This window comes from Janthinobacterium sp. 344 (genome assembly GCF_900112025.1).
Lineage (GTDB): Bacteria > Pseudomonadota > Gammaproteobacteria > Burkholderiales > Burkholderiaceae_D > Janthinobacterium.
On sequence record NZ_FOKL01000005.1, the window covers coordinates 474,408 to 488,795 of the forward strand.

A 14,388-nucleotide genomic window follows, 5' to 3' on the forward strand; every position below is an offset into this window, starting at 1 on the left:
AGGGGGGCGCTCCGGCTTGGCGTGGATCTTGATAATGGTCAACGGGCTGGCGGGCAGGCTCAGTACACTGGATCAGCACGTTCGGCATCGGCACCTTGTCGAACGTTGACATCAGTCCGCTCATGGTAAGACCAAGGAGGCATGCGCTTGTTGACCGTTCTCATGGCGACCTACAATGGCGCCGGCACCTTGCCCCAGGTATTGCGCGCCTACATGGGCTTGCACCCGCCCAGGGGCGGCTGGCGCCTGGTGATCGCCGACAATGGCAGCAGCGACGCCACGGCGCAGGTGATCGCCGCCTTTCGCGCGCGCCTGCCCCTCAGTTACGTCCACGTGGCGCGGCGCGGGCGCAGCCCGGCCCTGAATGGCGCCGTCGAGCACGCCTTGCGCCACGCCGGCGACGGCAGCGAGCTGTTCGTCTTCGGCGACGACGACGCCATGCCGGCCCCTGACTGGCTGTGCCGCCTGCAGGACTGTGCGCGCAGCCATCCCGGCTATGCCCTGTTTGGCGGCGCCATCGTGCCCGCCTGGCGCGAACGGCCCGCCGACTGGCTGCTGCGCTTGACGCCGGTCGGCTTGACGTGGGGCATCACCAGCCCCAGCCTGCGCGACGGCCCCGTGTATCCGGGCCTCGTGTGGGGCGCCAACATGGCCATCCGCCGCCGCATCTTCGAGGCGGGCGCCCGCTATGACGAAAGCATCGGCCCGCAGGGGGCCAATTACGCCATGGGCAGCGAGACGCGGCTGAACCTGGAAATGCATGCGGCGGGCAACCCTTCGTGGTTCTGTCCGCAAGCGAAAGTGGCGCACATCATCCGCGTGCCACAGGTGCAGCGCGCCTGGATACTGCGCCGCGCCATGCTGTTTGGCCGGGGGCAATGCCGCCTGGCGCTGCCCGCGCCCAGCGTCGAGTGGCTGGGCGTGCCGCGCTGGATGCTGGGACGCTATCTGCGCGACACTGTGGGCGCCGTGCGCGCCTGGCTGCGGCGCGACCGGGCCGACCTGTTCCTGCGGCAATGGGAACGCGCCAAGCTGCGGGGCTTTTTCCATGAAGCGTGGCGCGGACGGCGCAAACGCTTGCCGCGCATAGTCATCAGCAGTTACTCGGGCGAACTGGGCGGCATGGAGCTGCGCATGGCGCAAGAGGCGACACTGCTGGCGCAATGCGGCTACGACAGCGTGCTGGCGCTGCGGCGCTTTCCCGGCTTTGCCGCCTGGGCACAGGAGTTGCGCCGGCGGCGGCTGAAGGTCCATGTCTACGAGCCGCCGCTGTTCCTCGAACACTGGCCCTGGCGGCGCTGGAATCTGTTGCGCGCCAGCTTGAGCGGCGCCTGGCGGCTGCGGCGGCTGCGCCCCGACCTCGTGCACGTGGCCTTTTGCTGGACGGCGTATGGCGCCTCGATCCTGTGGCTGGCGCGGCGCTGCCGCCTGCCTGCCGTCATCAGCGTGCACAACGCGTTTCCGCTGGAAGCGTTCAGCGGCTGGCAGCGGCCCCGGCTGCAGGAAGCGTTTCGCAGCGTAAAGGGCGTGTATGCCGTGTCGCCGTCGGCCATGCGGCATTTTCTCGCGCTGTACCGCGACATGCTGGCGCCCGCCACGCGCCTGGCCGTGATCCCGAATGGTGTCGATACGGAAACCTTTCTCGTCTCGCCCGAGCGGCGCACGCAGGCGCGCCTGCAGCTGGGACTGCCGCACGGGGCGCTGGTGATCGGCTCGGTGGCGCGGCTGTCGCCGCAAAAGCGGCCGCAAGCGCTGCTGGCCCTGTTCGCCCGCCTGGCGCCACGGTTTCCGGAACTGTATTTGGTCCTGGTGGGCACGGGACCGCTGGAAGCCATGCTGCGCCTGCAGGTGCAGCAGGCGGGACTGGCCGGGCGCGTGCTGTTCGCGGGTTTCCAGGAACGCATCGAATTGCTGATGCCGGCCTTCGACCTGCATTTGCTGCTGAGTAAAAACGAAGGCTTTGGCATCGCCACCATCGAGGCCATGGCCTGCGGCGTGCCGGCCGTGGGCACGGACGTGCCGGGCACGCACGATATCCTGCACGATAGCCAGGGCGGCTTGCTGCTGCCGCTCGGCGATGAAGGGGCGGCCTGTGGCGCCGTGGCGGACTTGCTGGCCGATGCGCCACGGCGCGCCTGCATGGGACGCCTGGCGCGCGAGGAAACCGTGCAGCGCTATTCCATGCCGCGCCTGCAGGCGCAGCTGCGCCAGTTTTACGCGGGCCTGGTGTAGGGGCGGGCGCCACGCATGAGCGCCACCCGCCACTCGTTCCTGTTTTCCTTCGCCGAAAAATACACGGTGCTGCTGCTGGGCATAGTCGCCACCATGGTGCTGTCGCGCCTGCTCACGCCGGCCGAGGTGGGCGTGTATTCGCTGGGCGCCGTGCTGGTGGCCCTGGCGCAAGTGGTGCGCGACTTTGGCGTGGGGCAATACCTGATCCAGGAAAAGCAGCTCGATCTGGTGAAACTGCGTGCCGCCCTGGCCACCAGCCTGCTCGTCGCCTGGCTGCTGGCGGCCCTCGTGCTGCTGGCCAGCGCGCCGCTCGCGCATTTCTATGGCGAACCCCGGCTGACCCTGGTGCTGCGCCTGCTGTCGGTGAATTTCCTGTTGATACCGTTCAGCGCGCTGACCTTGCCCATGCTGCGCCGGCAGCTGCGCTTTCGCGCCATCTACGCCATCAACGGGGCCAATAGCGTGGTCAACCTGCTGGTGGCCGTGACCCTGGCGCTGCTGGGCTACAGCTACCTGAGCATGGTGTGGGCGGCCGTGGCCGGTTCGTGCGCCTCGCTGCTGGTGAGCCTGCTGGTGCGTCCGAAAGAGCTGCCGTGGCTGCCGGGACGGCGCGGCATGCGCGCCATCGCCAGTTTCGGCGTGTATGCGACGGGCGGCGGACTCGTCGACGAGGCGGGCGTGGCGGCGCCGGACCTGATCATCGGCAAGCTGATCGGTATCGACAGCCTGGCCCTGTTCGGCAAGGCGCAAAGCGTCCTGAATCTGTTTAACCAGGCCATCACCAGCGCCATCTCGCCCGTGGTGTTTCCCCTGTTCGCGGCGCGCGACCGCGAGGGGGAGAGGGACGGGCAGGGCGGGGCGCTGGCCGTGTATCTGCGCACCGTCAGCTACATGACGGCACTGGCCTGGCCGTTTTTTCTCTTTCTGGCCTGCATGGCTTTGCCCTTGGTCAAGGTGTTGTATGGATCGCAATGGATGGGCTGTGTGCCCTTGATCCGCATCATGTGTTTGTCTTCGGCCGTGTATAGCATGTTCAACATGGCCCGCTACCTGCTGGTGGCGACGGGCCAGATGCGGGCGCAAGTGCGGCTCGATGCCTGGGCCGGCGTGCTGAAGGTCGCGGCATTGCTGCTGGCGGCGCCGTTCGGGCTGGTGGCCGTGGCCTGGGCCGTGGTGATCAGCAATCTCTTGCGCAGTGCAATGACGTATTGCTGCCTGCGTACGCTCAGTGGATTGCACTGGCGCATCCTGGCGCGGGCCGTGCGCAAGAGCCTGGCCCTGTGCGTGCTGGGCAGTGCGCCGCCGCTGCTGATGCTGCTGTGGCTGCCGCTGGAATTGCCGGACGCTGGCGCGCTGCTGGCGCTGGCCGGCACGGCGCTGGCCTCGCTGCTGTGCTGGATCGCCGGTATTTTGCTGTTGAAACACGAGATCGCCGCCGAGTTTTGGCTATTGCAACGCAAGCTGGCCAGCCGCTGGCTGCCCGTCAAATCGCCGCACTGATTCCCGCCGCCCTCACTGGCGCGGGGCAAGGAAAGGATGGCCATGCGTGTCGGTATTCTCTCGTATCCGATGCTGTTTCAGCGCGACGGCGGCTTGCAGATCCAGGTGCGCGAGACGCTTGCCGCGCTGAACCGCTTGCCGCCCAGCGCGGCGCGGCCTTTGGCAGTGCAGCTGGTCGACGCCAACCACGAGCGGCTGGCCGATTTCGACGTGCTGCACGTGTTTTCGGCCAGCAATGGCACCTACCGCATCCTGGAAACGGCGAGCGAACTGGGCGTGCCTGTGGTGCTGTCGCCGCTGCTGCCGCCCAGCTGGAACCGCGGCAGCGCCTGGCGCGCGCGGCTGGCCGACCGGCTGGCGGGACGGCTGACGGAATGGATGGTGCAAACGAGCTATGCGCAGACGCGGCGCGCGCTGCAGCTGGCGAACATGGTGATCGCCCTGGGCGAGGCCGAACGCGATGCCCTGGTGCACGGCTTCGGCCTGGCGGCGGAAACCATCCGGGTCTTGCCAAACGGGATCAACCCGCATTTCTTCACGGCCAATGGCGACCTGTTCCGGCGCGAGACGGGCATCGCCGGGCCGTTCGTGCTGATGGTGGGCAGCATTTCGCCTTACAAAAACCAGCTGGGACTGGCCCGGGCGCTGACGGGCGCCAATGTGCCCGTCGTGCTGATCGGCGCCGCGCCGCGCGGACAGCAGGCGTATCTGCAGCAATTGCTGGACTTGCCCCACGTGCGCTGGCTCGGCGCGCTGGATCACGCCGACCCGCTGCTGGCCAGCGCCTATCACGCGGCGGCCGTGGCGGCCTTGCCCAGCCAGGGCGAGGTGTTTCCCCTGTCCGTGCTGGAAGCGCTGGCGGCCGGCACGCCCGTCGTCATGACGGCGCAGAGCGCGCTGGACTTGCCCGATTCCGCGTTTGCCTTGCGCAAGGTGCGCTGGGACGACGGCGCCGCGCAGCGCCTGGCCATCATGGAATTGCTGGCGCTGGCCCCGGAACGCGACCGCGTGCAAGCCCTGGTGGAACGGTTTACGTGGGAACGGGTGGCGGCGCGGATCGCCGATTGTTATTTCCAGCTGCATGCCGGCACGGCCGTCAGCGGCACCAGCAGCACCAGCACGACCATGTTGCCAACAAGGAGGAGCCATGCTGTTTAATTCGTTTGCTTTCCTGTGTGCCTTTCTGCCCATCGTGCTGGCAGGCTATTTCCTGCTGGACCGGCTGGCGCCCGCCGGCGCGCGGCCCGGCGCCGCGTGGCAGCGCCTGGCGCCCGCCGTCTGGCTGGCCGGCGCCTCGCTGTTCTTCTACGCCTGGTGGGATGTGCGCTATCTGCCGCTGCTGCTGGCCTCGATCTGCGTCAATTACGCGGCCGGGCGCATGATGGGGACGCGCGCGGGCGCGGCCCGCAAGCGCGTGCTGGTGGCGGCCCTGGCGCTCAACCTGGGCTTGCTCGCCTATTACAAGTACGCCAACTTCTTCATCGACAGTGTCAATGCCGTGGCCGTCAGTGCTGGCGCTGCCAGCCCGCCGTGGCATGGCCTCGACATCATCTTGCCGATTGGCATCTCGTTCTTTACCTTTACCCAGATCGCCTTTCTCGTCGATTGCTACCGGGGCGAGGTGCGCGAGTACCGCTTCATCCATTACGTGCTGTTCGTCAGCTATTTCCCGCACCTGATCGCCGGGCCCGTGCTGCACCACCGCGAAATGATGCCGCAATTCGCCGACCCCGCCAACGCCCACCCGCGCGCGGCCAACTTCGCCATCGGCATGTCGATCTTCACGATCGGCCTGGCGAAAAAAGTGCTGATCGCCGACAACCTCTCGCCGCTGGCCATTCCCATCTTCGCGGCCGGCGCCGAACCCACCCTGATCGAGGCGTGGATCGGCGTGCTGGCCTACACTTTCCAGCTGTACTTCGACTTTTCCGGCTATTCCGACATGGCCATCGGCCTGTCGCGCCTGTTCGGCGTGAAACTGCCGCTGAACTTCAATTCCCCGTACAAGGCGGCCAACATCACGGAATTCTGGCGCCGCTGGCACATGACCCTGTCGCGCTTCCTGCGCGACTATCTATACATCGCCATGGGCGGCAGCCGCCGTGGCGAAGCCATCCGCTACCGCAACCTGATGCTGACCATGCTGCTGGGCGGCCTGTGGCATGGCGCCGGCTGGACCTTCGTCATCTGGGGCGGCTTGCACGGCCTGTTCCTCGTGGTGCAGCAGGCGTGGCGCAAGGCCTTCGGCGCGGCAACGGGACGCTGGTGGCCGGCCGCGCTGACCTTTTTTGCCGTCATGCTGGCGTGGATCTTTTTCCGTTCGCCCGACGTGGGCACGGCCTGGGACATCCTCGGCGCGCTGGTGGGGGCGAATGGCGTGAGCCTGCCGCGCGGCCTGGCCAGCCATGCGGCCGCCCTGGCGCAGTGGGGCATGCAGCCCGCGTTCGACGGCATCCGCTGGATCGAACTGGTGGGGCCTGGCTTGCCGGTGCTGCTGGTGGCCATGGTGCTGGCCTTCAAGGCGCCGAATACGCAGGAAATATTCTTTCTCTACGAGCCCGCGATTGAAAGAATATTCCAGCCCGAAGGACGCTGGCGCTTCAACTGGCGCCCCACGCGCGGCTGGAGCCTGGGTTTTGCCGCACTGTTTATCGCCTGCATCTTCGGCATGAACCGGGTCACCGAATTCCTCTACTTCCAATTCTGAGCAGGAACACGCCATGGACACTTCCGCCCGCCGCTATCTTGCCTGGTTCTTCGCCTGCGCCTTTGTCGTGTTGGCCTCCGTCTCGGCCCTGAACTACCGGGTCGACCCGTATCTGCTGCACCAGTGGGACAGCCCGCTGCTGCAGCGCCCCCGCCCGACGAATGAAAAACTCAGCGCCTGGGGCAAGACCTACGCCGTGGCGCGCTACCGGCCGTCCATCATCTACATCGGCAACTCGCGCACGGAAATGGGCTTGCCGACGAAGGCGCAGGAAACCTTCCCCGATAAAAGCGTGTTCAACAGCGCCGTCTCCGGCGCTTCGCTGGGCGACGCCATCCGCCTGGCCGAGCATGCCGTCAAGGTCAGCCGCATCGAGACCATGATCTGGGGCGTCGATGCGCCCACCTTTTCCCTGGACCTGGGCTCGGCCCGCGTGGAGGATGGCTTGACGGGCGCCGAGCACGGCTTTTTCGCCCAGCGCGCCTTGCTGAACCTGAAGCGGGGCCTGACGGTGGACATGACGCACGACAGCCTGCGCATCCTGACGGGCGACTTTGGCGACGTCTGCCTGTCCAGCCTGGCACTGTATGGCCAGCGCGACCAGACCTGCGTCATCAGCCGCATGAAGGGCTGGGGCGGGGCGGCGCAGGCGATCCCGCTGCGCCTGCAGGAATTCGGCGAGGGCGAAGGGCCGACGCCGCCGTCCACGCCCGCGCTCGACGCCAGCATCGGCAAGCTGTGCAAGGGCAGCATGCGCCTGCGCATGTACATCAATCCCACGCACGCGCTGACGATGGACGTGCTGCACTGGCGCGGCAAGTGGGATGCCATGCAAGCGTGGCAGCGGGGCCTGGCGCAGATGGTCGAGCGCCACCGCAACGCCGGCTGCGACGTGCGCCTGTATGATTTTTCCGGCTTTAACAGCGTCACCACGGACCCGATCCCGCTGGCCAGCGGCAAGCCCGAGATGCATTATTACTGGGAAGTGTCGCATTACCGGGACAACGTGGGGCGCCTGATCCTGGCGCGCCTGTTTGGCGGCGACACGCCCGTGCCGGGCGACTTCGGCGTCGAACTGACGCCGGCCACGGTGGCCGCGCACCAGGCGGCCATGCGCGCCGCGCGCGACCGCTATCACGTGGAGCACGCGCAGGAGACGGCGTATGTGCAAAAAATCCTGAATGGCCCGCGCATCAAGCATTTTTGATGCGCTTGCTTGACCCAGGGGGGCGCAGGCGGACGCGGGCGAAGGGGCGCGTGCGTTATGATGGCGTTTTGCCATCCGGCATTGTTTTTCGCCGCATCACTTGACAGGACGCCCCATGAAAATCGCCTTCTTCGCCAGCCAGCCCTACGATCGCCGCTTCTTCGATGAAGCGCTGCCGTCCCAGCCGGACGCGGCCGGCATCGAACTGGTGTACCACAGCGCCTTGCTGAGCCAGGAAACCGTGGTCCTGGCGCAAGGCGCCGAGGCCGTCTGCGTCTTCGTCAACGACGTGCTCGATGCGCCCGTGCTCGAAGCGCTGCACGGCTACGGCGTGCGCGCCATCCTGCTGCGCTGTGCCGGCTACAACAACCTCGACCTGGAAACGGCGAAACGCCTGGGCCTGTTCGTCGCCCGCGTGCCCGCGTATTCGCCGGAAGCCGTGGCCGAATACACCTTGGCCCTCGTGCAGACGCTGAACCGCCACACGCACCGCGCCTACGCCCGCGTGCGCGAAGGCAATTTTTCATTGGACGGCCTGCTCGGCGCCACCTTGCACGGCAAGACCGTGGGCATCGTCGGCACGGGCAAGATCGGCCTGGCCACGGCGCGCATTTTCAAGGGCTTCGGCTGCACCGTGCTGGGCCACGACCCGTATCCGGCGCCCGCGTTCGCCGAACTGGGCACCATGGTGGAGCTGCCGCGGCTGCTGGCCGAGTCCGACATCGTCTCGCTGCATTGCCCGCTGATGGACAGCACGCGCCACATGATCAGCGAGCAGACCTTGCCGCTGATGAAGCGGGGCGCCATGCTGGTGAATACCTCGCGTGGCGGCCTGATCGACACGGGCGCCGTCATCGAGGCGCTGAAATCGCGCCAGCTCGGTTCGCTCGCCATCGACGTGTACGAGCAGGAAAGCAATCTGTTCTTCCAGGACCGCTCGTCCGACATCATCGACGACGACATCTTCCAGCGCCTGATGACGTTCCCCAACGTGCTGGTGACGGGACACCAGGGTTTCTTTACCATCGAGGCGCTGCGCGAAATCGCCGCCATCACGTATCACAACCTGGCGTGCTTCCGCCAGGGCAAGGCGTGCGGCAACATCGTGCTCAGCTGACCTGGCCCGCTTTCCGCTTCGGCGGCGCCTTGGGTTTCGGCAATGGCAGGGCATCGGCCGTGCGCCGCGCCAGTTCGCTCAGCCAGTCGCGCTCGTCCCACAGGCCGCCGTCGATGAGGAAATACGGCTTGGCCTGCGGATAGGGCGGCGCTTCCTGCGGCGCGCCCTGCGCGCTGATCCACTCGCGCCCCGCCTGTGTCGGCTTGATGAACAGCTGGTCGTCGGCGACGATGGCGAACATCTTGCCGTCGCAATACAGGCCATACTCGCCAAACATTTTTTTGGCGCTGACGCCGCCCGCGCCGGCCAGTTGGTCGAGCAGGTAATCCACCGTGCCTTGCTGTGATGCCATGCCTGTCTCCCTTGCCGGTCTTTATGCCAGACGCCAGTGTAGCGCACGCCGTTGCCGGCGGTGCCACCTTGTTGACGCCATGCCGGGCGTCAAAACCCAACAAGGGGTAAACTGCGCGCATTGATTATTTTGCATGCACACTTTCCCCATGACTCCCCACACCCTGACGCACCGTGGCATCACCATCGCCACCCTGGCCCCCAGCCAGGACGTGGCCCGGCATTGCGCGCCCGGCCACACGGCCATCCGCGAACAAAGCGACGGCTGGTGGCTGTATTTTGTCGATATCGATGGCAGCGTCGATGGCTACGACAGCCCGTTTGCCAGCCACGCGGAAGCCTTGTGGGCGGCCAAGGCGGCGGCCGAGTTCAGCGCGGAATGAAGGCCGGTCCCTGGGCGCGCCTGGGCTTGCCGCAAGCGCCCGTGCCCGAGGCGGAAGGCGCGCAGTACGGCGCCTGCCGCGCCGAGCTGCACGGCCTGCGCCTGGTCTTGCGCGTGGCCAAGACCACGCCGGCGAAAACGGGCCAGTTCTTCACGCTCTGGCAACGCCGCCATCGCGACGCGGACATCGCCCCGCTGGACGAGGCCGACCCCGTCGATGCCGTCATCGTCGCCGTGGACGACGGCGGCATCCGGCATGGCCTGTTCATCTTCCCGCGCGCCGTGCTGCTGCGGCGCGGCGTGTTGTCACGCGCCGGCCAGGGCGGCAAGCGCGCGCTGCGCGTGTATCCGCCGTGGTGCGCGCCCGCAGCCGCCCAGGCGCAGCGCACGCAGCGCTGGCAGGCGGCGTGTTTCGTGGCCGATGGCGATCAGGCGGGGCTGGCGGGCTTGCTGGACGGCGCGGCTTGAAAAGCCTGCCGGCAGCCGTCAGCCTGGTCACGGATTCATGCGCCGCGCCGCCCGCAACTCGCGTTCCGCCGCCAGCAGCGTGCCGACGATCAGCCGTTCCACCTCCGCCCCGCCCGGTGCGTGCGGCGTGGGCGCGAAGACGGCCGCCAGCGCCGGGTCGCTGCCCGTGGCGGCGAAGGCGCCATCCTTGCCCAGGGTCAGATACATGGTGCCGGCTGGCGTGACGGCGGCCCATTGCACGGGCGTCTTGCCATGGTTTTGCTTGGCCACCAGCGCGACTTTCGGCGCCTGCTCGCCCAGCAAGGAGCGTCCCATGCTCGACAGGCGGTGCTCGAAGCCCAGCATGTCGAAGATGGTGGGGAAAATGTCGGCGTGCGACGACAGTGCGGCCGATGCGCCGGTGGCGCCGGCCAGCGTGGCGGGCGCGCAGATGGCCAGCGGCGTGCGGATCTGCGGCGCGTCCAGGGTCGAGGCGTGGCCCAGGCGGCCCGTCTCGAACATCTCTTCGCCGTGGTCGCCCGTGATGACGACGATGGTGGCGTCCAGGTCGATCTGGCGCAGCAGGGCCTTGAGCCAGGCATCGAGTTCGCCCAGCGTATTGCGGTAGCGGTTGACGATGGCATGGCGGTTCAGCGCCAGGTTGGTGCTCTGGAAGTTGAACTGGGGCGGCGTTTCCGGCCGGTGCGCCGCGTAGTCCGGCGCGTGCAGATAGGGATAGTGGGTGGCGTAGTAATGCGCGTGGATGAAGGCCGGCCCCGGATGGCGCAGGCGCGCGGCGATGGTGGCGATGTTGTCCCAGTCCTGCTGGTTGACGACTTCGGCCTGGTTGAAGCTGGCCAGGTAGCGGGGAATGGTGTTTTGCTGCGTCAGGTCGCTGACGACGCGTCCCGTGCTGTAGCCCAGCTTGCCGAGTGCCTGGATGTACGGCGACTGGCGCACCACGGACGCATGCTGGCGGTAGCCGGCAAAGAAGATGTTCGGATCGCCGTACAGCAGGCTCAATATGCCCAGTTCCGTCTGGTTCGCACCCGAATAATGGTTCGTGCCGATATGGCAGCGCTGCGCCAGCGAGGAAAAATACGGCATGGTGCGCTGGTCGGACAGGGCCATGTTCCAGCTCTCGATGGTGAGAAACAGGATGTCGGGCCGCCTGGCCGGCGCGGGCTGGCGGGCCAGCCTGGCCGGCACGGCGCGCGGCAGCGGTGTCGCCTGGCCGCGCGCGGCGCCCAGGCGCACGTTGAAGTGCACCCAGGTGTCGGGCAGGCGCGCCTTGCGCAGCCAGTGGTCGGCCGCCGAGATGTAGTAGGGATTGGCGCTGGCGGCGACGTCCCACACGGTGCGCGCGTATTCGCCGCCGCGGCGCAGCATGGTGTACGACTGTGCCGCCAGCACGAGCAGCAGCAGCGTGGCGAAGGCGTGGCGCCAGGCGCTGGCGCGGCGCAGCCAGCCCAGCGCCCGGTGCGATCGCGCATGGCGGCGCAGCTGGCGGTGCAGGGAATAGATCACGCACACGGCGGCGATATGCGCGCAGGCGACGCGCACAAAGCGCCAGATGTCGTGCGGCTGGATGCCGAAATGGTGCTGCCAGTTCTGCGTCAGGAACAGCTGCAGGTCGCCCAGGGTCACGTGCGATTTCGACATCGCGTACCAGCCGATATCCGCCTCCAGCGCGATCAGCGACAGTGCCGCGTACACGGCGATCAGCACGTCGCCCCAGCGCCGGTGCAGCGCGCCCAGCAGCAGCCCGACGAGCGCGAACAGCAGGCTGCTGCACAGGGTGCAGGCCAGCAGCAGCGCCAGGTCCGGCAGCGTGGGCTGCGCGATGCCGAACGGGCCGTGCGACTGGAACAGGGGCCAGTACAGCCAGCGCAAGACCAGGTTCAGGGCCAGCCAGAGAGTCAGTCCCAGCACGAGGAACTGGTTCGAACGGATGCGATGGCGATCCATGGCTGCTACCTCCGGCTGGGAATGCTGCATTGGGATGGATTCACGCCACCCGGCTCACCACATAGCGGTACTTGCCCGACGCTTCGGCCGCGATCTCGTCGACTTCCTCGATGGCGATGTCCACTTGCCCGCCCAGCCTGGCCCGGAAACCGGCCACGATGGCGGCGCGCGTGGTCTCGTCCAGGCGCGGCTGGCAGACGAGCAGCACGCGCGTGCGCTGCAGGCTTTCCTGGATGATCTTGAAGCCGCGCACCTGCGGCAGTTCGCGCACGATGTAGACGAGGGCCAGGCCGTGCATGACGGTGCCATCCTGCGCCGTGACGAAATCCGTGCTGCGCCCCTCGATGCTTTGCAGCAGCGGCAAGCCGCGCCCGCAGGCGCACGGCTGCGTGCCCAGCGCGCCCACGTCGCCCGTCGCATAGCGGATGAACGGGTAGTCCTGCGTCGCCAGGTGGGTGACGACGATCTGCCCCGATGCGCCGGCGGGCAGGGCGCGGCCTTGCGCATCGACAATTTCAACGAGTATGTCTTCGGCCGTGATGTGCATGCCGCCGTCCGGGCATTCGTGGGCGATGAAGCCCGCGTCGCGCCCGCCGTAGCCGTTCGCCACGGGGCAGCCGAAGGCGGCGGCGATCTGCGCGCGCTGCTCGTCGTACAGGCGCTCGGCCGTCACGAACGCCACTTTCACCCCCAGGCCGTCGAGCGGCAAGTCGTGCGCGCCGGCGTGGCTGGCGATGCGGCACAGGGCCGATGGGTAGCCGAACAGCATGCGCGGACGCCAGCGGCGCAGCCGCTCGACGTAGCCGTCCAGGCGCGCGGGCGACATGGCAAACGCGGGCAGCAGGGTGGTGCGCAGCAGGGCGTCGCGCAGGCGGCGCACCCGGTCCTGCGCGTGCAGTTCGATGGGCGAGCCCCATAGCACGGCTTCGCGGTCGCCGATATCCACGCCCCACCAGCGCGTGGCGCGCCATTTGGCGGCGATGTCGTGGCTGATGCGGCGGCGTCCGAGGAAGAACAGCAGCGGCTCGCCGCTGGAGCCGCCCGTGGCGAATGGCCGCAAGCCCACGGCGCGCGCGGACTTGAAGTGGTCGCGCGCGGCGGCGATGTCGGCCTTGCGCAGCAGCGGCAGACGGGCCAGGTCCGCCAGCTGGCGCACCTGGCCGGGATCGAAGCCGATGCGGGCGAACAGCGCGCGGTAGTACGGCACGTGCTCGCCCGCATGGCGCAGCAGCTCGCGCAGGCGCGCCAGCTGCCACTGCTGCAGCTGCTGCGCGCTCCACCACTGCGAGCGCTCCATCTGCCGCAGCAGCGGCGCGCTGTCGTGGCCCTTGATCCGCTCGTGCAGGGGGAACAGCCAGCGGGCGACGCAGCGCGTGTAGGCACCGGGGCGCGGCGCGGCGCGGATGCGGCGGTAATGCGTGGCCAGGCGCGGCGCGATGCGCTCCCAGGCGAAGCTGGCCGCGTGCGCCAGGCCCGCGTCGGCCAGCCGGCGCGCGCGCGCTGGCTCGCGCAGCAGGGCCAGGATGGCCTGCGCCATGGCGGGCGCATCGCCGGGCGGCACCAGCAGCGCCGTCTTGTCGTGTTCCAGCAAGGCGGGGATGCCGCCCACGCTGGTGCTGACGACGGGCACGCCGCAGGCCAGCGCCTCGAGCACGGAGATCGGCATGTTGTCGGCCAGGCTGGGATTGAGGACGATATCGCTGGCATGGTACAGGGCCGGCATGGCGGCGTTGTCGACATGGCCGGCGAACGCCACGCCATCGGCCACGCCCAGCGCGGCGGCCAGCCGCTCCAGCGCGGCGCGCTGCGGGCCGCCGCCGGCCAGTACCAGGCGCGCGGCGGGATACGCTGCCCGTACGATGGCAAACGCGCGCACGGCGCTGGCGTTGTCGTACAGCGCCTCCAGGTGGCGTGGCACGAGGATGCACGGGGCGGCCGGGGTGCGCGGCGCGTCAGGCGTGAAGCGCCGCAGGTCCAGCACATTCGGCACGATGTGCGCCGTATGGCCGTGGGCTTCGAAGACGCCGGCCAGGTATGCCGAGGGCACGACGATGGCGCTGGCGCGGCGCAGGCTTATTGAGACGAGGCGCGGCCAGCGGGCCAGGAAGGCGGCCGCCTCGCCGCCCCGGTAATTGAGCAGGGCCGGCTTGCCCTTCATGCTGGCGATCCACAGCGCGGGCGCGGCCTGCAAGTGCCAGGACCAGCCGGAATTGGCCATGATGTGGAACAGGTCGACCGTATTGGCCGCGCGCCACAGCCGCCACAGGTGGATCGGCAGGCGCAGCGCGGCGCGCAGGTAGCGCACGCGCCCCAGCCAGGGCGGCAAAGCCGGCCCGTTGACGGCCAGCAGCTGCACTTGCGCGCCATCGGCACGCAGCAGCGCCGCCAGCTGCGCCGTCTGGTTCGCCATGCCGCCGGCCGGCGGCGGCAGCGGGCCGACGAGCGCGATGCGCAAGCCCGTCAGCATCATGGCGGGG

General features: G+C 68.4%; 11 protein-coding genes. 8 read left to right on the top strand and 3 right to left on the bottom strand.

Annotation, left to right across the window (positions count from 1 at the left end):
- Positions 1 to 147 precede the first annotated feature (147 nt).
- From BM193_RS16440 to BM193_RS16465, 6 genes are all read left to right on the top strand, one after another.
- Complete coding sequence (locus BM193_RS16440; RefSeq protein ID WP_254786011.1) at positions 148 to 2,232, top strand: glycosyltransferase; 2,085 nt, start codon at positions 148 to 150, stop codon at positions 2,230 to 2,232.
- Between the two features lie 15 nt (positions 2,233 to 2,247).
- Entirely contained in the window at positions 2,248 to 3,732 is a 1,485-nt protein-coding gene (locus tag BM193_RS16445) for an oligosaccharide flippase family protein (RefSeq protein WP_092797529.1), read from the top strand.
- 42 nt (positions 3,733 to 3,774) lie between these two features.
- Positions 3,775 to 4,890, top strand: coding sequence for a glycosyltransferase family 4 protein (locus BM193_RS16450; RefSeq protein ID WP_254786013.1), 1,116 nt, complete (start codon positions 3,775 to 3,777; stop codon positions 4,888 to 4,890).
- Positions 4,880 to 6,439 (top strand): MBOAT family O-acyltransferase, encoded by a 1,560-nt coding sequence (locus BM193_RS16455; protein ID WP_092797531.1) that lies wholly within the window; start codon positions 4,880 to 4,882, stop codon positions 6,437 to 6,439. The genes BM193_RS16450 and BM193_RS16455 overlap by 11 nt, the downstream gene beginning before the upstream one ends.
- Before the next feature lie 13 nt (positions 6,440 to 6,452).
- Complete coding sequence (locus BM193_RS16460) at positions 6,453 to 7,646, top strand: hypothetical protein (protein ID WP_092797532.1); 1,194 nt, start codon at positions 6,453 to 6,455, stop codon at positions 7,644 to 7,646.
- Positions 7,647 to 7,761: 115 nt separating this feature from the next.
- Positions 7,762 to 8,763 carry a 2-hydroxyacid dehydrogenase gene (locus BM193_RS16465; RefSeq protein ID WP_092797533.1) on the top strand — a complete coding sequence of 334 codons (1,002 nt, stop codon included), beginning with the start codon at positions 7,762 to 7,764 and terminating at the stop codon, positions 8,761 to 8,763.
- On the opposite strand, the gene BM193_RS16470 is transcribed toward BM193_RS16465, so the two are convergent.
- Complete coding sequence (locus BM193_RS16470; protein ID WP_092797534.1) at positions 8,756 to 9,115, bottom strand: TfoX/Sxy family protein; 360 nt, start codon at positions 9,113 to 9,115, stop codon at positions 8,756 to 8,758. The genes BM193_RS16465 and BM193_RS16470 overlap by 8 nt on opposite strands.
- Positions 9,116 to 9,263: 148 nt before the next feature.
- On the opposite strand from BM193_RS16470, the gene BM193_RS16475 reads away from it, so the two are divergent.
- Both BM193_RS16475 and BM193_RS16480 read left to right on the top strand, forming a co-directional pair.
- A complete protein-coding gene (locus tag BM193_RS16475) occupies positions 9,264 to 9,497 on the top strand; it encodes a hypothetical protein (RefSeq protein WP_092797535.1) in 234 nt (77 codons plus the stop codon).
- Positions 9,494 to 9,964, top strand: a complete 471-nt coding sequence (locus tag BM193_RS16480; RefSeq protein WP_092797536.1) for a MepB family protein — start codon at positions 9,494 to 9,496, stop codon at positions 9,962 to 9,964. Before BM193_RS16475 ends, BM193_RS16480 begins: the two co-directional genes overlap by 4 nt.
- A gap of 27 nt (positions 9,965 to 9,991) precedes the next feature.
- Here the strand turns inward: BM193_RS16480 and BM193_RS16485 are convergent, their stop codons facing one another.
- Positions 9,992 to 11,911 (bottom strand): sulfatase-like hydrolase/transferase, encoded by a 1,920-nt coding sequence (locus tag BM193_RS16485; RefSeq protein ID WP_175533221.1) that lies wholly within the window; start codon positions 11,909 to 11,911, stop codon positions 9,992 to 9,994.
- A gap of 40 nt (positions 11,912 to 11,951) precedes the next feature.
- Positions 11,952 to 14,388 (bottom strand): glycosyltransferase (locus tag BM193_RS16490; RefSeq protein WP_368087287.1); only part of this gene is annotated, 2,437 nt, incomplete at its 5' end.